The 18314-nt window shown below is 70.5% G+C and carries 16 protein-coding genes; 12 read left to right on the plus strand and 4 right to left on the minus strand.

Annotation, left to right across the window (positions count from 1 at the left end; all coding sequences use genetic code 11):
- Positions 1 to 50: 50 nt before the first annotated feature.
- Entirely contained in the window at positions 51 to 926 is an 876-nt protein-coding gene (locus ACWD4O_RS28910; protein ID WP_451284335.1) for a phosphotransferase family protein, read from the minus strand.
- A gap of 390 nt (positions 927 to 1316) precedes the next feature.
- On the opposite strand from ACWD4O_RS28910, the gene ACWD4O_RS28915 reads away from it, so the two are divergent.
- The gene (locus tag ACWD4O_RS28915) at positions 1317 to 3026 is read left to right on the plus strand and encodes a glycosyl hydrolase family 28-related protein (RefSeq protein WP_451284229.1); all 1710 of its coding nucleotides are present in this window, start codon (positions 1317 to 1319) and stop codon (positions 3024 to 3026) included.
- Positions 3027 to 3372: 346 nt separating this feature from the next.
- Here ACWD4O_RS28915 and ACWD4O_RS28920 read toward each other — a convergent pair whose 3' ends face one another.
- The gene (locus tag ACWD4O_RS28920) at positions 3373 to 3609 is read right to left on the minus strand and encodes a hypothetical protein (protein ID WP_451284231.1); all 237 of its coding nucleotides are present in this window, start codon (positions 3607 to 3609) and stop codon (positions 3373 to 3375) included.
- An 807-nt stretch (positions 3610 to 4416) separates the two neighbouring features.
- Between ACWD4O_RS28920 and ACWD4O_RS28925 the strand changes: the two genes are divergently transcribed.
- The 11 genes from ACWD4O_RS28925 (at position 4417) to ACWD4O_RS28975 (ending at position 15876) form a co-directional block, all read left to right on the plus strand.
- Positions 4417 to 5316 carry a LysR family transcriptional regulator gene (locus ACWD4O_RS28925; RefSeq protein ID WP_451284233.1) on the plus strand — a complete coding sequence of 300 codons (900 nt, stop codon included), beginning with the start codon at positions 4417 to 4419 and terminating at the stop codon, positions 5314 to 5316.
- Positions 5317 to 5519: 203 nt separating this feature from the next.
- Entirely contained in the window at positions 5520 to 5972 is a 453-nt protein-coding gene (locus ACWD4O_RS28930) for a cobalamin B12-binding domain-containing protein (RefSeq protein WP_451284337.1), read from the plus strand.
- The gene (locus ACWD4O_RS28935; protein ID WP_451284234.1) at positions 5969 to 7315 is read left to right on the plus strand and encodes a methylaspartate mutase; all 1347 of its coding nucleotides are present in this window, start codon (positions 5969 to 5971) and stop codon (positions 7313 to 7315) included. The genes ACWD4O_RS28930 and ACWD4O_RS28935 overlap by 4 nt, the downstream gene beginning before the upstream one ends.
- Before the next feature lie 127 nt (positions 7316 to 7442).
- The gene (locus ACWD4O_RS28940; RefSeq protein ID WP_451284236.1) at positions 7443 to 8381 is read left to right on the plus strand and encodes a transporter substrate-binding domain-containing protein; all 939 of its coding nucleotides are present in this window, start codon (positions 7443 to 7445) and stop codon (positions 8379 to 8381) included.
- Positions 8382 to 8417: 36 nt separating this feature from the next.
- On the plus strand, positions 8418 to 9422 hold the full coding sequence (locus tag ACWD4O_RS28945) for a DMT family transporter (protein ID WP_451284238.1): 1005 nt from the start codon (positions 8418 to 8420) through the stop codon (positions 9420 to 9422).
- Complete coding sequence (locus ACWD4O_RS28950) at positions 9419 to 10462, plus strand: aspartate-semialdehyde dehydrogenase (RefSeq protein WP_451284240.1); 1044 nt, start codon at positions 9419 to 9421, stop codon at positions 10460 to 10462. Before ACWD4O_RS28945 ends, ACWD4O_RS28950 begins: the two co-directional genes overlap by 4 nt.
- The gene (locus ACWD4O_RS28955; RefSeq protein ID WP_451284242.1) at positions 10459 to 11598 is read left to right on the plus strand and encodes an amino acid kinase family protein; all 1140 of its coding nucleotides are present in this window, start codon (positions 10459 to 10461) and stop codon (positions 11596 to 11598) included. The genes ACWD4O_RS28950 and ACWD4O_RS28955 overlap by 4 nt, the downstream gene beginning before the upstream one ends.
- A gap of 5 nt (positions 11599 to 11603) precedes the next feature.
- Positions 11604 to 12644 (plus strand): TauD/TfdA family dioxygenase, encoded by a 1041-nt coding sequence (locus tag ACWD4O_RS28960; RefSeq protein ID WP_451284244.1) that lies wholly within the window; start codon positions 11604 to 11606, stop codon positions 12642 to 12644.
- Between the two features lie 314 nt (positions 12645 to 12958).
- Complete coding sequence (gene leuC, locus ACWD4O_RS28965; protein WP_451284246.1) at positions 12959 to 14359, plus strand: 3-isopropylmalate dehydratase large subunit; 1401 nt, start codon at positions 12959 to 12961, stop codon at positions 14357 to 14359.
- 15 nt (positions 14360 to 14374) lie between these two features.
- Positions 14375 to 14983, plus strand: coding sequence for a 3-isopropylmalate dehydratase small subunit (gene leuD, locus ACWD4O_RS28970; RefSeq protein ID WP_451284248.1), 609 nt, complete (start codon positions 14375 to 14377; stop codon positions 14981 to 14983).
- Positions 14980 to 15876 carry a LysR family transcriptional regulator gene (locus ACWD4O_RS28975; protein WP_451284250.1) on the plus strand — a complete coding sequence of 299 codons (897 nt, stop codon included), beginning with the start codon at positions 14980 to 14982 and terminating at the stop codon, positions 15874 to 15876. Before leuD ends, ACWD4O_RS28975 begins: the two co-directional genes overlap by 4 nt.
- Positions 15877 to 15922: 46 nt before the next feature.
- Here ACWD4O_RS28975 and ACWD4O_RS28980 read toward each other — a convergent pair whose 3' ends face one another.
- Together ACWD4O_RS28980 and ACWD4O_RS28985 are read right to left on the minus strand one after the other, a co-directional pair.
- The gene (locus ACWD4O_RS28980; protein WP_351911469.1) at positions 15923 to 16333 is read right to left on the minus strand and encodes a cupin domain-containing protein; all 411 of its coding nucleotides are present in this window, start codon (positions 16331 to 16333) and stop codon (positions 15923 to 15925) included.
- Between the two features lie 75 nt (positions 16334 to 16408).
- Positions 16409 to 18277 carry an FAD/NAD(P)-binding protein gene (locus tag ACWD4O_RS28985; RefSeq protein WP_451284252.1) on the minus strand — a complete coding sequence of 623 codons (1869 nt, stop codon included), beginning with the start codon at positions 18275 to 18277 and terminating at the stop codon, positions 16409 to 16411.
- Positions 18278 to 18314: the final 37 nt, after the last annotated feature.

Here is an 18314-nt window from a genome sequence, read left to right on the forward strand (position 1 = left end):
TGAACGTGTACATGACCGAAAGAGACGGGCGGCGGCGATCCACGGCGGGTTCAGTCGTGGACCAGTCGCAGCGCCTGCTTCAGGTTGTGTTCGGCGATGCCCGTCATGAACGCCCGGTCGGGGAAGTCCCCGTCGAGCAGCCGCAGCGGACCCGCCGTCAGCGAGAGCCGCTGGGCCAGCATGTAGAGCGCGAGGCGGGCTTCGTCCAGGCCATCCGTCTCCAGCGGCCGGTAGGCGTCGTGCAGGCGGATGCGCAGAAAGACGTGCTCCCACTCGACGTCGAAGTACATCGAGCCCTCGATGTCGATCACCACGGGGTTCCCGTCCGCGTCCACCCGTACATGGTCGGGGCCCAGTTCGCCGTGCACGACCGCGTACTGCGCGCGAGGGCGCACCGCCGCCGCGAGACTCGACAGTCGCTCCTCCAGCCGGTCGCGGGCTCCGGCGATCCGTGGGTCACGCGACGCCGCCTCGGCGAGGTCGCACAGCGCACGGTCCAGGACGACGCCCTCGCACGACGTCCCGCGCGATGCGCCTCCCCCGTCGACGACGGCCACCTTGCCGTACGTGGGCGCCCGGTGCCGCCGCATCGCGTCGAGCGCCTCCCCGAGCCTGGCCATGACCGGCGCGGCCGCGCGGGGGTCGCGCGCGAGAAGTTGCTCCAGGGTCTCGCCCGGGAGATCCTCGACGATCGCGAGATCGGCCGGGCAGTGGGCACCGTCGCGGTCGACGAGACGGATCGCCGGGACATGCACGCCGAGCGCGTGCAGCCGCGCATGCGCGGCCTCGAACAGGTCGAGGCCGAGACCGGGCGAGAAGGGGTCGGTGAGGTCGTCGTCGCCCTCGGCCGCCGGCCAGTAGTTCTCGGCGGCGTCCCAGAGGTAGGCGATCACCGTCGTCGCGTCGTCCATGACCAGGCGGTACACGCCCTTCTTGGTGCCGCCCGCGATCCGCTCGACCGCCTCCAGCCGCCGGCCGCCGCCCAGCGCGGCCCGCGCCGCGTCCGCCAACTGTTCCCGCGTCTCCGCGCCGGGTGTCACGTCCACCGAACCGCCCCTCCGTCGCGATGACCCGCGCACCCTACGGGGGCCAACCCCCGGGAGTCCGCAGCGTAGCCCCGGCCACCGGTATCTGGGGCGATGGAGCAGCCCCGTCCACGTCAATAAACGCTGCGTGACCCCTTTCGTACTCAACGGCGTCATGGCATGCTCACCGCTCAACGCACATATGAACGTCGTTCACATCCATGAAAAGTATGGGAAGGGCGAACGGGCATGAGAGACGCGCACACGGCTGTCACGGGCAGCCGAAATGTCATGGGCATGACTAGAAAAAATATGACCAGACGCGCCTTGCTGGGAAGCGCCATCGCCGTGGCGGCCGGCGCCGGTACCGCCACGGCGGCCGACCCGAATTCCGCGTCGGGCGGGACCCCTGCGCTCTGGCGGGAGTTCAGGCGCACACCCTTCACCCACCCGCAGATCCCTTACATCGGCCGAGCCGGCTGCCGCGGCGGGGCGGTCCGTCTCCCGCGCCGCCCCTCCGTCGCCGACGTACGCGACTTCGGCGGAGTGAGGGAGGACGGCACGACCGACTCCGCCCCCGCGATCAACCGTGCCATCGCCGCTGCCGCCAGGGCCGGCGGTGGCACGGTCACCATCCCGCCGGGCACGTTCCGGATCGACGACGTGATCCGCGTCGACTGCTCGAACGTGATCCTCAAGGGCGCCGGCAGCGGCCGCACCACGCTGTACGCGACGAAGAACCTCACCGAGCTGATCGGGGCGTACGGCTCCCGCTACGGCGGCGACAAGTCGGGCTGGTCGTGGGCCGGCGGCCTGATCTGGCTGGCCCCCAAGGCCCGCTGGACCTCACTCACCGCCGCGATCAGGGCAAAGGACTGGCCCTTCGAGGGCTGGACGGGCAACAGGCGCGACGAGTGGCGTCCGCTCACCCGGGTCGCTCCGGCGCGACGCGGCTCATGGACCATCACCGTGACGGACGCGTCGTCGCTGCGCCCCGGCGCCCTGGTCCTCCTGCGCCTCGCCGACGACGCGGAGCACACGCTCCTCGAGCACATGTGCGGCGACGGCCCGGGACCGGAGGCCTATTCCTGGGACGACAAGACGAAGCTGACGTCGTACGTCCCCTACGAATGGCCCGTCCGCATCGCCCGGATCCGTGGCCGGAAGGTCACTCTCGAACGCCCGCTCCCGCTCGACCTGCGCCCGGAGTGGCACCCGCAACTCACCACACACGTCCCGGAGTTGACGGGCTCGGGAGTGGAGGGCCTGACGCTGGAGGCGGTGCAGACCCCGCAGCAGCCGCACCTGCTCGACAAGGGCCACAACGGGGTCGTCCTCCAGTGCGCGTACGACTGCTGGGTGGACGACGTGACGGTCCGCCACGTCGACAACGGCTTCGGCCTGGTGTCCGCCTCCGCGTGCACCCTGCGGCGTACACGTGTCACGGGCCGCGGCTCCCACCACCCCTACTTCTGCCGCGAAGGGTCGCACGACAACCTCATCGAGGACTTCACCATCGAGGAGCGCACCGGCCCCGCGCCCTCGAACACCCAACTGCACGGCATCAACGTCGAGGGACTGTCCTCGTACAACGTCTGGTCCCGCGGCGACATGCGGATGGGCACCTTCGACAGCCACCGCGGCCTGCCCTTCGCCAACGTCCGCACCGACATCACCGTGAACAACAACGGCCGCCACGGCGGTGACGCGAGTGCCGGTCCCCTGTTCGGCGCGCGCTTCACGCACTGGAACATCCGGGTCACCAACGCCCGGGCGGGCCTGGTCAGGATCGACGCCCTGGCGCCGTACTCCGCCACCGTCGGCATCGACGAGGTCAGGGAGTTCGACCAGATCGACGTCCCCGACTTCACGGGTGAGCTGCACACGCGCCTGGAGCTGTACGGCAGCCCGCAGGCAGTACGGCCGCGGAACCTGCACGCGGCGCAGCGCGAGCTGGGGCACCCGGCCATGGACGAGGAGAGCACACATTCACCTACCTGAACGGAGTGGATCGATGAGCGCCCGCTCCCGCCTCGGCGTCCTCCTGGTGCCCCTGGCCACGTTCGCCGCCGGCGCCGCAACCTGCTTCCGCGCGCGCCGCTGAGCCCGTTGACGCCGGGACACCGTTACAGAGCCCCGTACGAGCAGCACGGCCAGGGCCAGCCGGCCGCGCCGGCCGCGACCGGGCGGCGCGGGGGCCCGGCGGCCGCGGCTCGCCGGAGTACTCGGCCCTCGTGACGGGCGGCCGTACGCCCTCACGCCGTCAGCGATCGCGAGCGGCGGGCCGGACGGCGTCGAGCGTGCCCATCACGTCGTCGGTCGTCGATCGTCGGTCGTCGGTCGCCGACTAGTTACTCACCGAGATGCGCATGACACGCCGGCCGTGCCAGGTGGAGCCGCTGCTCCAGGCCATGCCGTCGTCGAGCAACCGGGCGAGGACGCGGTCCGTGAGTTCGTCGTCGCCGAACTCGGTGCGGACCTGGGTGAAGACGACGTCGTCGAGGACGGTCGCCCCCTCGATCTCGGCGATGCCCGCGGCGAACGCGCAGGCGTGCCAGCACAGCCGTTCGACCGGGTCGGCCACACCTGATCGGCCGAGGGACCGGAGGCGGCCCACCCGGGGAAGGCGCGGCCGCGCCGGGACAGCTCGGGGCGCGAGCGGCAACCCGGCGGTCGGCGAGGCTCGCCGGCCGGCGCACGGCGTGGCCGTACGCCTGTCGGAGCGCCATCTCGCGCGCGTCCACAACTCGGACGATGGGACAGTTCCCTCGCTCGCGCTCCCTCCGCTCGCGCAAGCCGCGCCCGCGTGCGACGGCGTCAGCGGTCGTCGCCCGGGAAGCCGTCACCCGGATCGCACCCGGTCGTGTCCTGGTGAGCCGGGCGGGCCGCCGTCGCGGGCCCGATAACCGCAATCGAATGACATCGATCGCCACAGCCGTCCTCGCCCTTGAGCGGCAACGCCGAGAAAGCCCGGAGCGCCATGGAAAGGGAATGCCAGGAGTGCCACTGCTGAGCAGCCACCGGCGGCTCGGCGCCACCCAATATAGCCAACGAGATATCACCTGATTCGGATACGTGCGAAATATGTGACGGGTCTGTCAATTGAAGGCCTGGGCGAGCTCACCTTGCCGATAGTGCGGGTATTCATCTTGAATGGGCGAAACGGGATCGACGGGGGCGTGGCAGCGGTATTGCCCGCTGGACCTGCCTCCACCGAGGCCTCCGCCGTCCAGGAGCCCTCCCCACAACCCGGTCGTGAGGGTCCGGCACATTGGTGTCGTGGGCACTGTGTGCCAGGTGAGGGTTCTTCCACGGGAGGGGGGCGGTCGGCAGGCTCGGGGTGTCGACCACTGCGGGTCGTCTCCGTCGAGCCTCTCCGGGAGAGACCAAAATGGACATCCGGCAACTCCGAACCTTTCACCGTGTGGCCGCGCTGGGAAGCTTCACCCGGGCCGCGGCCGAGCTGAACTACGCGCAGTCCTCGGTGACTGCGCAGATCCAGAGTCTTGAAGTGTCCCTGGGGGGCGAGCTGTTCGAGCGGTTCGGGGGCAAGGTGAAGCTGACCCCGGCGGGGACGCGGCTGCTGCCCTACGCCGGGCAGATGCTGGCCCTGGCGGACGAGGCGCGAGGGGCCGCGTCTCCGGACGCGCAGCCCGAGGGCGTGCTGACCATCGGCACGATGGAGAGCATCACCTCCTACCGGATGCCGCCGGTGCTGGAGTTCTTCCACCACCGCTACCCCCGGCTGCAGATCGCGCTGCGACCGAGTCTGTGCGCGGAGACGCTGCACTCGCTGCGCCAAGGGCTGTTCGACGCCGGCTTCCTGATGGAGGCCGAGACGCAGCACTCCGGGGTGCACAGCGAGGTTCTCGGCGTGGAGCGGTTCGTCGTGGTGGCATCGCCGGGGCATCGGCTCGCCGGGGCATCGAAGGTGGAGACCGACGATCTGCGGCAGGAGTCGGTGCTGGCCCCGGAGGCGGGGTGCGCCTACCGGGAGCTGCTGGAGGCGGAGCTCAACGACGGCACGGGCGAGCCGGTGCCTTTTCTGGAGTTCGGCAACATCGAGGCCATCAAGCGTGGTGTCGGCGCCGGCCTCGGGATCAGTCTGCTGCCGCGGATGGCGGTCGGCCAGGAGCTGTCGGCCGGGACGCTGGTGCCGCTCGCGTGGGAGCCGCCCTTCGAGCTGTTCACGCAGCTGGCCTGGCGCAAGGGGGCGCAGCTGTCGCGGGAGCGGCGCGTGTTCGTGGAGCAGGTCGTCGATTTCCTGAGCCGGGAGTACCAGGAGTCCTGAACGGCATCCGCAGAACGGGGAACCGTCTGGATTCCATGAGCGGCCCGCATGCTGCACATGAATGTATTGGCTTTATCGATCGATGGAGTCGATAAAGGCCATCTGCAAAGCCGAATGGGATTTGTGGACTTCCAGGTCGGACGGCATGAAGAATGTTTTGCAGTCCCAGTAATCGGCAAGGAGAGGTTCCTATGTCACAGGTCATGCTCCCGGCTAAGCGGTTTGTCGTGTCGAGCGTGTCGTCCGACGCCCACATGTGGAATCTGGTTTTCCTCCAGCTGATGCTGGAGGAGCAGGGCGCCCAGGTCACCAATCTCGGCGCTTGTGTGCCCGACGACCTCATCATCGAAGAGTGCCGAAGGTCGCGGCCGGACGCGCTCATCATCAGCACGGTCAACGGACACGGCCACCTCGACGGCCTCCGGCTCATCCGCCGTATCCGCAGTGAGCCGGACCTGATGGACCTGCATGTGGTGATCGGCGGGAAGCTCGGGGTGCGGGGAGCGGAGAACATCGTGTTCGCCGAGGAGCTGGCGCTCAGCGGGTTCGACGCGGTGTTCGAGGCGGACGGCGGGATCGAGGCCTTCCAGGAGTTCCTGGGCTCGCTCGACAGTGCCGAGCGTCCCGCGCTGGAGTCGGCGAGGGCAGCCGCATGAGCAGTCTCGCGAGGATTCCCGAGCGGTATGCGCCCCAGATTGCTCCCAGCGGACGTTTCTCGCGGCACGTCCGAGGGGCGCATGCCCGGGGCCGGCTGGTGGTGCAGCCTCGGATGGGGTTCGCGGATCTGGCCACCATGCGTGAAGGGCTGCTGGGCGTGAGAGGCGCCGAAGCCACGGCGATCGGCACGATCACCCTGGACAGCTACACACGTGTCAACGACCATGACTCCGCCCGGCAGGCCCTGCGTACGGGGGCCGAGCTGAACGGGTTCCCGTTGGTCGCCCATGGTCCGGATGCCACCCGGCAACTGCTGGGTTCGGTGTCGGGGCCGGACTTCCCGGTGCAGGTGCGCCATGGTTCGGCGTTGCCGTACCCGCTGTTCCGGGCGATGGTCGAGGCCGGCGTGGATGCCACCGAGGGCGGGCCGGTGTCGTACTGCCTGCCTTACAGCCGGGCGCCGATCAGTGCGGCGGTCAAGGCCTGGGCACAGTGCTGCGAGCTGATCGCGGCGCAGCCCGATCCGATGCATCTGGAGAGCTTCGGCGGTTGCATGCTGGGGCAGTTGTGCCCGCCCAGTCTGCTGGTGGCTCTCAGTGTGCTGGAGGCGTTGTTCTTCCGGGAGCACGGACTGAGCGACATCTCGTTGAGTTATGCGCAGCAGACCCATCCGGGGCAGGACATGGAGGCGATCGCGGCGCTGCGGCGGCTGGCCGGCGAACGGCTGGCGCAGGCCGACTGGCATGTCGTGCTCTACACCTTCATGGGGGTCTTCCCCCGTACGTCGGTGGGTTCGTACCGGATTCTCGAGGAGAGTGTGCGGCTTGCCGTGCGCACGGGCAGCGAGCGGCTGATCGTGAAGACGCCGGCGGAGGCGCACCGCATCCCGACGATCACCGAGAACGTCGACGCGCTGGAGTTCGCGGCGTCCATCGCCCGGGACGAGGCGGAGCGTCCGCCGGAGGTCATGGCGACCGACTCGGGGATCTACGAGGAGGCGCGGCTGCTGGTGGACAGCACGCTGGAGATGGCGCCGACGGTCGGCGAGGCGTTGGTGCGGGCCTTTGGCCGAGGTCATCTGGATGTGCCGTACTGCCTGCATCAGGACAACGCCAACAAGTCCCGGGCCTACGTCGATCCAGCGGGCATGCTGCAGTGGGCGGAGCCGGGGCGGATGCCGCTGCGTGTGGCACGTGGCGCCTCGGCGCGGCCGGTCAGCGCGAAGGGCCTGCTGACGATGCTCGGCTTCAACGAGCGGCGTTTCGACCGTGAGCAGTTGACTCAGGGTCATCTGCGGGGTTTGCAGTACGCGGCGGCCGAGAGGCGAAGGAGTCTGTCGTGATGCCGCGCACCGGTGACGCTTCCCGGATCGGTCTGCCTTCCCTGGCCCTGCGCCGAGTCCGCCGGCTGCGGATCCGTGCCCTCGACAGTCTCGCCCGGAGTGTCCGTTCTCATCCGAGGAGCATCCTGTGACCATCACTCCCACTCTTGATGCGGTACGGGAGCGCGGTGCGCTGCGTGCCGTGGTGAGCCGCGGCATTCGTGGGTTGTCGCTGTGCGGTGACGACGGCCGCTGGCGCGGGCTCGACACCGACGTCGCCCGGGCCGTGGCGGCCGCCACCGTGGGTGACGGTGAGGCGGTCGAATGGGTTTCCTCCGATCCCGTGGACCGGTTGACGCGGCTCGTCGCGGGCGACGCGGAACTGACCGTGTCCAATGTGAGCTGGACCCTGGGCCGCGAGGCGTCCCTGCCCGTGCTGTTCACCGGGGTCACCTGCTACGACGGTGAAGGGTTCCTCGTCCGCGCCGACAGTGGCGTGACCCGGCCCGAGCAACTGGCGGGGCGGCGGGTGGCCGTGCAGGCGGGTACGACCAGCGCGGCCAACCTGGCGGCCTGGTTCGGCGGTCGGGGCCTGGCCGTCGAGCCGGTCGCCCATGCGACGCCGGCCGAGACGCTCGCGGCGTACGCGGCCGGTGAGTGTGCCGCGTATGTCCTGGACCGGGTCGCCCTGGCCGGCGAGCGGGCCGCGCTCGACGACCCGGCGGCGCACCGGATCCTCGACGAGGCGATCTCCCGCGAGCCGATGGCGGCTGCCGTGCGCGACGATGATCCGGCGTGGTTCCGTCTGTGTCGATGGGTGCTTCAGCTGCTGGTCTCCGCCGAGCAGCAGGTCCTCGAGGTGGGTGAGCGGGACAAGGCGCTCGCGCAGGCCGCTGAGATGGCGGGCGCCCATGGGCCCGCTGTCGGTCTCGACCAGGACTGGGCGGCCCGTGTCCTGGCCACCGTCGGCACCTACGCAGAAGTCTACGACCGCAACCTCGGGCCGGCCACGGGTCTGGCCGTGCCGCGAGGGCTCAACGAACTGTTCACGCGAGGCGGTCTGCAGTATGCCGTCCCCCTCCACTGACCCGTCCTCCCCTTCCCCTTGGAAAGGCATCTCACCATGAGTACTGACACCCGGCCGGCGGGCACGGAGACGAAGGGAGCGATCGAGCTGACCCTCGCCATGGTGCTCTCCGGCACCCTCGGCGTCTTCGTCATCGAGTCCGGCGCGTCCCCCTTCAACGTGGTCTTCTTCCGCTGCCTGTTCGGTACGGCCACGCTCGGCCTCTACTGCCTGGTGCGCGGTTTCTTCAAGAACCACAACTTCACCCCGAAGAAGCTCGGCCTGGCCGCACTGGGCGGTGTTTTCATCGTCTTCAACTGGGCGTTCCTCTTCGAGTCGTACGAGGACACGTCGATCTCGGTGGCGACGGTCGTCTACCACACGCAGCCGTTCTACGTGATGCTGCTGGGCGCTGTGCTCTTCCGCGACAAGCTCACGGCCGCCAAGTTCGGCTGGCTGGGGGTCGCGTTCATCGGTCTGATCCTGGTCGCGGGGGTGTCCGCGGCCGACCTGACGGGCAGCGGGGACAGCGCCTATCTGACGGGGCTCGGGTACGCGCTGCTGGCTGCGGTGTTCTACGGGATCTCGACGGTCATCACCAAGCGGGTCACCGGGGTACGGCCGCATCTGGTCGCGCTGGTGCAGCTGGTGCTCGGCATCTTCCTGCTGCTGCCGTTCACCCAACTCAGCGAGATGAAGGGGCTCGGCGGCGACTGGGGCTGGCTGGTGGGCCTCGGCGTCATCCACACCTGCGTGATGTACGTCCTCATGTACTCCGCGTACCAGAAGCTGCCGACCCCGAAGATCGCCGTCCTGGCGTTCGTGTACCCGGCGGTCGCGATGCTCATGGACTGGGCGGTGTACGGGCACAGCGTGAGTCTGCTGCAGGCCCTGGGCATTCCGCTGATCGTGGCGGCGAGCCTGGGCATCAACCTCGGCTGGTCCTTCGCCGGGCGCCGGGCCCCTGTCGCGCCCACCGAGGAGCCCGCACCGGCAGCCGCACCGGCCGCCGGTGCGGCTGCCGCGTCCAAGACCGAGATCAAGACCGGAGGCACTCGATGACCCTCGTGACCGACCCCGCAGCCCCGCGGATCGCGATCGTCGGCGCCACCGGCGCCGTGGGCAACACCCTGATCGAGCTGATCGAACAGCGGGGTCTGCGCTACCGCGACATCCGGTTGGTGGCGTCGGCGCGCTCGGCCGGCACGGAGTTGAGCGTGGACGGCGTGGCCCATCCGGTGCACGCGGTGGAGGAGTTCGACTTCGCCGGTGTCGACCTGGCGTTCTTCTCCGCCGGCACCGAGGCCAGTGAGCAGTGGGTGCCCAAGGCCACCGCGGCCGGCGCCGTCGTCATCGACAACACGATCGCCTTCCGCATGGACCCGGACACCCCGCTGGTGGTACCGCAGGTCAACGCCCATGAGCTGGACACCCGTCCGAAGTCGGGTGTGATCGCCAATCCGAACTGCTCGACGATTCCGCTGGTGCGGCTGCTGCAGGGCGTCGAGCGACGTTACGGCGTACGCCAGGCCGTGGTCAGCACCTATCAGGCGGCTTCGGGGCTGGGGCATCCCGGTGTCGAGGAACTGATGAACGCCAGCCGCGCGACGCTGGAGCATCCCGGGGAGGTGTATCCCAGCAAGGAGTTCTCGCCGTCGCTCGCCTTCAACGTCATTCCGAAGATCGACCGTTTCCTGGACTCCGGCTTCACGCTGGAGGAGCAGAAGATGCTCCAGGAGTCCCGCAAGATCCTCGGCATCCCTCATCTGGACGTGACCACCACGTGTGTGCGGGTACCGGTCGTCAACGGCCATTCGGAGGCCGTGTGGATCGAGACGCAGGGTGTCGTGGACCGGGCCGAGCTGGTCGAGGTGCTCGCCGCGCTGCCCGAGGTGACGGTGCACGACCGTCAGTCGCAGCATGAGTTCCCCACTCCCGCCACGATCGACGATCCGTACCGGGTGCACGTCGGCCGGATCCGGGTGAACCCGAACAACCCGCGCGCCTTCTGGCTGTGGCTGGTCGCCGACAACCTCACCATCGGTGCGGCGCTGAACGCGATCCAGATCGCCGAGGAGCTCATAGCCCGGGGGACCCTGTGACGCGACCGCCGCTGGACTCCTCGCAGCGGCCGCCGGCGGTGGTGAAGTTCGGGGGTTCCAGTTTCCGGACCCTGGCGGCGTACGGGCAACTCGCCGAGGCGCTGTCGCGGCGGGTCGAGGAGGAGAACACCCGCCTGGTGGTCGTGGTGAGCGGCCAGCCCGGTGAGACGGAGCAGTTCCGGGACCGGCTGAGCAAGGTGAATCCGCATCCCGAGGACGAGACCGTCGCGGGTCTGCTGACCCTGGCCGACACGGTGGGCGCGCAGTTGCTGGCAACGGCCCTGCACCGGGAGGGCCGTACCTCCACGGTGCTGGCGGGGCACCAGCTGGGGCTCACCACCGACTCGTCGTTCATGTGGGCGCGCTTGGAGCACACCGATCCGGAGCCGCTGCGCTCGGCCGTGCGTGAGCACGACGTGGTGGTGGTGCCGGGTGGCCAGGCCGCCGACAAGGAGGGCCGGCCGACCTGGCTGGGCAAGAACAGTTCGGATCTGTCGGCGGTGGCCGTCGCGGCGGCTGTCGGTTCGCCGCGCTGCGAGATCCATTCGGACGTCGACGGCATCTACAGCTCCGACCCGCATCTGATCACCGGTTCGCGGCTGCTGAGCGAGGTCTCGTACAACACGGCGGCGCTGATGTCGTTGTACGGCGCGAAGGTGCTGCACCGTCGGGCCGTGCGGTTGGCGCAGCGCAACCGGATCGAGATCGTCTGTCGTTACAACAGACCGCCGTTTCCCGCGGGTTCGGTCATCGGCAGTGCCGGTTCCTCGGTGGCGGCGGTGGTGCTCAACCAGCGTTCGGCGGCTCTGCGGTACGAGACGGAGGACCTCGCCGACCGCGCGTACACGGCCTTCCACGGCGCCAACATCGATGTCGTACGGCTGACCGCGGGGCCGCTGGTCGCGGTCACCGGAGGGTTCGTGGACCTTCCCGAGTTCCAGCGGCGCAGCGGTCTGACGCCCGGCGAGTACGCGGGGGTGCCGGTGACCGCGGTGCGCGGCAGCCAGGTGGTGACCCAGCTGGCGGCCGACGAGGAGGACGCGCTGCATCTGACGCAGCGTCTGCACGATCACGTGAACCGTCCCGGCGCGGGCATCGATCCGAACGCGCCACTGCTCGAGCTGCAAGGAGTGTGAACCACATGACCGCCACCACCGACCACGGAGTGCCCGCCACGGCCGGCGTCGCCATGCCGACCTTCAGTGAGATCGCCCTGCCGGACGCGGTACGGGACGCGCTCGGCGAACAGCTGCGCGGCCTGCCGGATCCGAACATCGACATCGACCGCTCGTCCGCCCGGCTGCTGCAGATCTTCGCGACGCTGCCGACCGACCTGCTGCAACAGGTCATGGACTTCGGCCGGCACATCGACACGCCAGGTGTCAGCCTCGTCAGCAACCTCCCGGTGGATCCGGTGATGCCGGACACACCGTCCGACGGCGGGCCCAGCACCGAGAAGCGGTCGTTCGTCGCCGAGGGGGTGCTGCTCGGGCTGAGCGGTCTGCTCGGGGAGCCGTTGGGGGTGCTGACGGAGAAGGCGGGCCGGCTGATCCACGACGTCATCCCCGTCGCGGGGGGTTCACGGACCCAGACGAACCAGGGTTCGGAGGTCTTCCTCAATTTCCACAGCGACATCATGTACGACGTGATCGGCCGTTACGACGTCGCCAACCCCGACTTCCTGGTGCTGTCCTGCCTGCGTGCCGACCACGAGGGCATCGCCGGCACCTACTACGCCGATGCCCGCGACGTGTCGGCGGCGCTCGCCCCCGAGGTCCTGGAGACGCTGCGCAGTCCGCTGTTCCGGCTCAACGCCCCGGGCAGCTACGTCCGTGACGTCGCCGGCGGCCTGGATGTGCTGTCGGAACCGGTGCCGCTGATCAGCGGTCACACCGACTATCCCGAGATCGCGATCTCCGCCAACGGGGTGCAACCGCTGACCAGCGGTGCCCGCGCGGCGATGGAAACCCTGCAGACGGTGTGCGGCGAGGTCGCGCACAGTGTCCGGTTGCGTCCCGGGCAGGCCCTGCTGATCAACAACCGCAAGGGGGTGCACGCGCGGTCCACGTTCACCGCCCGCTACGACGGCGGGGACCGCTGGCTGCAGCGGACCTACGTGCGCCGCAGCCTGTGGAACGTGCGCTACCGGGTCACCGAGGACAACCGCCGGGTGCACTACTGACCGGCCGCCCCGGTACCGGCCGCCCCACACCATGGCACCGATCCGGTGGCGCGCCGGGCTCCCCTGAGAACCCCGTGTCACGCCGAGCGACCCTCGGCGCGGCACGGGGCTTTCGCGTGCCCGGGTCCGCCGTCGGCCGGCGGGGCTCGTGCACCCCCTGGTCGGCGGCCGGGGCGGGCCGGGGTCCTCTCGGGGGCGCCGGATGGCCTGGACCGGTCAGGCCCCTCGTGGCCAGCCGCAGGCCGGTGCCTGCGGGGTCCACGCGCCCGATGATCGACGTGTCGGCAGCAACCCGCGACGACGTGAGGGAGACCATGGGCAGGACCTTGGCGCAGAAGACGTGGGACGCCCATGTCGTGCGGCGCTCCAGTGGCGGCGACGAGCTGATGTACATCGATCTGCAGCTGCTGCACGAGGTGAACACGCCCCAGGCGTTCGACCGGCTGCGCGCGGCGGACCGTACCGTCCGCCGGCCGGACCTGACGGTGGGCACCGAGGACCACAACACGCCGACGCTGGCACTGGATCGGGTCATCAAGGACCGTGAGGGCCGCCGGCAGGCGGAGCTGATGCGCTCCAACTGTGCCGAGTTCGGGATTCCGCTGCACCGCTTCGGGGACCGGGACCAGGGCATCGTGCATGTCATCGCGCCCGAGCTGGGTCTGGTGCGGCCGGGGATGACGATCGTGTGCTGCGACTCGCACACCACCACTCTCGGCGCCTTCGGTGCACTGGCGTTCGGCATCGGGTCCAGTCAGGTCGAGCACGTGCTGGCCACCCAGACGCTGCCGATGCGGCCGCTCGGGCAGATGTCCGTGACCGTGGACGGCGTCCTTCCGGCGGGGGTGAGCGCCAAGGACCTGGTGCTCGCGCTGATCGCCCGGGTGGGCACGGCGGGCGGGCAGGGGCACATCATCGAGTACCGCGGTGCGGTGGTGCGGGCGCTCTCGATGGAAGCTCGGATGACGCTGTGCAACATGTCGGTGGAGGCCGGGTCGCGTGCCGGGATGGTCGCCCCGGACGAGACGACCTTCGCCTACCTCGCGCGCTGCCCGGGGATGCCGCGCGGTGCCGACTGGGAGCGCGAGGTCGCGTACTGGCGCAGCCTGGCCGGTGACGACGACGCCGTCTTCGACAAGTCCGTCGCCCTGGACGCGAGCACCCTGAGTCCGCATGTGTCGTGGGGCACCAATCCCGCGCAGAGCGTCCCGCTGGACGGACGGGTGCCCGCGCCCGCCGACTTCGCGCCGGGCGGGCAGCGCGACGCGGCGGAACGGGCGCTGGCCTACATGGGTCTGACGCCGGGGACGGCGCTGCGGGACGTCGCGGTGGACACCGTCTTCCTCGGGTCGTGCACCAACAGCCGAATCGAGGATCTGCGGGCCGCCGCGGACGTGCTGCGGGGCCGGAAGGTCGCGGACGGCCTGCACATGATGATCGTGCCCGGGTCGGCGCGGGTGCGGCGGCAGGCCGTCGAAGAGGGCCTGGACCGGGTGTTCGCGGAGGCGGGCGCCGATTTCCGGGCGGGCGCGGGCTGTTCGATGTGCGCGGCTCTCAACGAGGACCGGCTGCTGCCGGGGCAGCGCGCCGCCTCCACCAACAACCGCAACTTCGAGGGCCGGCAGGGCCGCGGATCGCGCACCCACATCGTGTCGCCGGCGGTGGCCGCGGCCACCGCGGTCACCGGACGCCTGTCCTCGCCCGCCGATCTGTGAGACGAAAGGCCCGCCATGGAGAAGTTCACCGTGCACACCGGTACGGCCGTCCCGTTGCGCCGCACCGACGTCGACACCGACCAGATCATTCCCGTGCGGTTCTGTGCGAGTACCCGCCGCACCGGGCACGCGGACGCGTTGTTCGCCGACTGGCGGGCCGAGCCCGGCTTCGTCCTGGACCGGCCCGAGCGGGCGGGCGCCAGCGTTCTGGTGGCCGGTCAGGACTTCGGGACGGGTTCATCGCGGGAGTACGCGGTATGGGCCTTGCAGGACTTCGGGTTCCGGGCCGTCGTCGCCCCTCGCTTCGGTGACATCTTCCGCGGCAACGCGCTGATGAACGGCCTGCTCACGGTCGTCGTCCCGACCGCGGTGGTGGAGCGGCTGTGGGAGCTGACGGAGGGGGATCCGCGAGTCGGGGTCACCGTCGACCTGGAGCGCCGGGAAGTGCGGTGCGCCGGTCTCGTCCAGGCCTTCGACATCGACCCGGACGTACGGCGCAGGCTGCTGGGCGGCCTCGACGGCATCGCCGACACCCTGCGGTACGAGGCGGACATCGCCCGCTACGAGGCCGGGCGCCGGCCCGCGCTGCCGGTGACGGGCACTCCTGTGACGGTGGCGTCGTGAAGCTCAACCAGTGCGCGGCGTTCGTCGCGATCGCCGACACCGGCACCTTCACCAACGCCGCGCGTGCGCTGGGCGTCAGTCAGTCCGCCGTCAGTCACGCCATCGCCGGTCTGGAGACCGAGCTGGGGGTGACGCTGATGGTGCGCGACCGCTCCGGTGTGGAGCTCACCGATGCCGGGCGCCGTGCCCTGGAGCCCGCGCGGGGCGTGGTGGCGCAGGCGGAGCGGGTGCGGCGGGCGGTGCGCGGAACGGACACCGAACCCGAGGGCACCTTGCGGATAGGCACCAGTCAGAGCTTCGCGGCTCGGCTGCTTCCGGCGTTGCTGTCGGAGCTGCATGTGCGCTATCCGCGGCTGCGGATCGAGCTGCGGGAGGGCGGCGACGCGCAGATCGCCCAGTGGCTGCGCGGACGCGGCGTCGATCTGGGCATCGTGTCGCTGCCCAAGCGGGGTCTGGTCACGGCGCCGCTGTTGCAGGACGAGATGTTCGCGGTACTGGCGGAGCACCATCCGCTGGCCGCCCAGCGGGAGTTGCGCATCGGTGAGCTGGCCGGAGAGCCGTTTCTGATGCCGGTCGGCGGGGTCGAGACGATGGTGCGTGCCGCGTTCCGCACGGCCGGCCTCGAGCCCGAGGTCAGCCATCAGGTGCGGGACATCAACGCGCTGCTCGCGATGGTCGCCGCCGGGCTCGGCACGACGGTCATTCCCTGGCTGGCCCTGCCGCCGGCACTGCCGGAGGTGCGGCTGGTGCCGCTGTCCCCGGCGGTCGTGCGGCATCTGGGCATCGGTACGCGTCCGGGCGTCGAGGGGTCCCCGGTGGTGGGGGCCTTCGTGCACGCGGCCCGGTCCCTGGCGCTGCGCAGTGACTGGAGGAGGCTTCCCGTTGCTGTGTAGCCGGGGTGCCCGTGGGCCGCAGGCCTCTGGGCCGACGGGCGGGGGGTCAGGTCACGAGGCGGGTCGGCGCGTGCCGGACGCCGAACACGGTGCAGCCGGTCTCTGTGCTGACCTGGTGGACGCTGCCGGGCTGCTCGATGACGAGGTCGCCGGGGCGGTAGCAGTCGCCGTTGTCGTTGAGGAGCTCCCCCTCCAGGACGAGGATGACCTCGTAGCCGAGGTGTTCGTGCAGGTCGCCGTGGGCGCCGGGGGCCATGCGGGTGATCATCGCGGCGCCCGGGTCGGCGCCGTCGGTCAGGTAGAGGCGGTGCAGGTCGACGCCGACGCGGCCGGGTTCCTCCCAGCGCTCCCAGGGCAGGGCGTCCAGCCCGACGGGGTCGAAGATGTCGCGCAGGACGGTCACTTGGCGTTTCTGGGGCGAGGCGGTGGGGGCGGCGGGACGGGTGACGACGGACATCGGTGTGCTCGCTTTCCGGGGGCGGGACGTGGGAAGGGGGCGGGACGTGGGAAGGGGGCGGGTTCGTCGTACGGGTCAGCCGGTTCGGGCCGGGAGCGGGGGCGTGGGGGCCATGGCCGGGGCGGTGACGTCCGCGGCGACGGCGTCCGCGTTCTGGACGAAGTCCGTCCAGAAGCCGGGTCTGCTGCTGCCGCCCTGCATGAACCAGCGGGTGTGCTCGGTGGGGATGCCGAGGACGTACAGGCCGCGGTCGGGCCGGCCGGTGTGGTCCACGGGGTGGAAGGGAGCGCCGGTCACGGCGACGCCGCCGGTGTCGAAGCGGTCTCCGTCCGCGCCGTGGTTGACGTACGACGTCCAGATGCCCTTGTCGCACAGGCTGCGTGTGAGGGGGTGGGGGTCGAGACGTATGTCGGGCGTGGGGACACGGGCGTCGATGACGGTGTCCACGAGGACCTCGGAGCCGCTCACGTAGGGCGAGTGGACTGCGAAGCGTCCCGACGGGTGCGGGCGGATGCGGGTGTCAGGGCCGGCCACGCGCAGGACCCCGCGGCGCAGCAGGGCGTCGACCTGTCGCAGCCGCCGGCGCGGGGGCCCGGCGGCGAGGAAGGAGCTGCGCGGGACGTACCAGCCGAGGAACTCCTCGCGGTGCGAGACGGGGGTCAGGCCCGCGAAGTCGACGAGGGAGCGGATCACGGCGCGGGAGTCGCGGATGACGTCGAGAGCGGCCTTGAGCGGGTCGTCGACGTTGCCGGTGTCAGCGTGCGCCAGGTCTTCGGCCAGTGCGTCGGTCAGGGCCCGGGTGAACTCCTCGGGTCCGGCGAAGTGCCGGCCGGCGAAGGGGCGGGCCTGGGCGTCCAGGTCGATGCGGGGCACGTCGCCGAGGCCGTGTCCGGCGGCGACGGCAGGGACGTCCGGTACGCCGCTCCGGGCGGCGGCGACGACCTCCGCCTCGAGCGCGGCGGCCCTGTCCGGCTCTCCGCGGGCGGTCAAAGTCGTGGCGTAGTAGACGAGTTCGACCTCGGCGAGCAGCCATGGCAGGGCGTGCTCGGCGAAGGAGAGCGCGCCGTGGCGGCCGCCGGCCAGGACCCGTTCGGTGGTGAACAGCACGTGGCGGTGGCGGTGGTCGTGGTGTTTCTGGTTACGGCCGCGGGCGGGCAGTGGCATCCCGCTGCGGGAGCCGGCCACGATGACGGGTTCGCTGCCGCTGGGCCGGTAGACGAGCCGGCCGGCGTCCTCGTCGTAGTGTCCGCCGCGGCCCTCGGTGAGCGCGGCCATGACGTCGTAGAAGGACAGGCCGAGTCCGAGGACGCCGACCGTCGACCTGGCGGGTATCTCGTCCAGGGGCATGTCGGCGCCACTGTCCCCCGCGATGTGGCGCAGGCCGGGATGGCGGGCGGCATGGGCGGCGAGGCGGCGCTGGTTGCCGGTGAGTTCGGGGCTGGTGTGTCCGGTGGTCAGCACGACGCGGTCGGCGGTGAGGTGGGTGCCGCCCCGGAGGGTGAGCCGGTAGCCGTCGGGGGTGTGCTGGAGCGCGTCCACCGTCGCGTACACCGGGATCAGCCGCACTCTTTCGGGGAGATTCTTTCCGATCGCATCGAGAAGAAACTGCATATAGCGTCCGTGGAGGGCGCGCGGTGCGTAACTGTTGGGCCCCGGGTATTCCGGGTCGACGGAACTCCACCACTGCGCGAGCGAAGGGCCGGCGCCGGGTCTGGCGGGGCCGCCGTCGGGTGGGCCGGAGAACGCGGAGACCTCGTCGGCGACGGTGTTCATCAGGAACCATCGCGGCTGGTCGGTGCGCCAGATGCGGCCGGTGCCGACCCGGTGGGAGTCGATGAGGTAGATCTCCACGGCCTCGTGGACCGGTCCTTCGGCGAGGCGCGCCGCCATGCGTTCGAGGACGGAGACCCCACGCGGCCCGCTGCCGACGATTGCCACTTTCATTTGTGCCCCTTCCGGGAATCGAATTTCCGCCCTCTCG

The organism is Streptomyces sp. NPDC002623 (assembly GCF_053592635.1).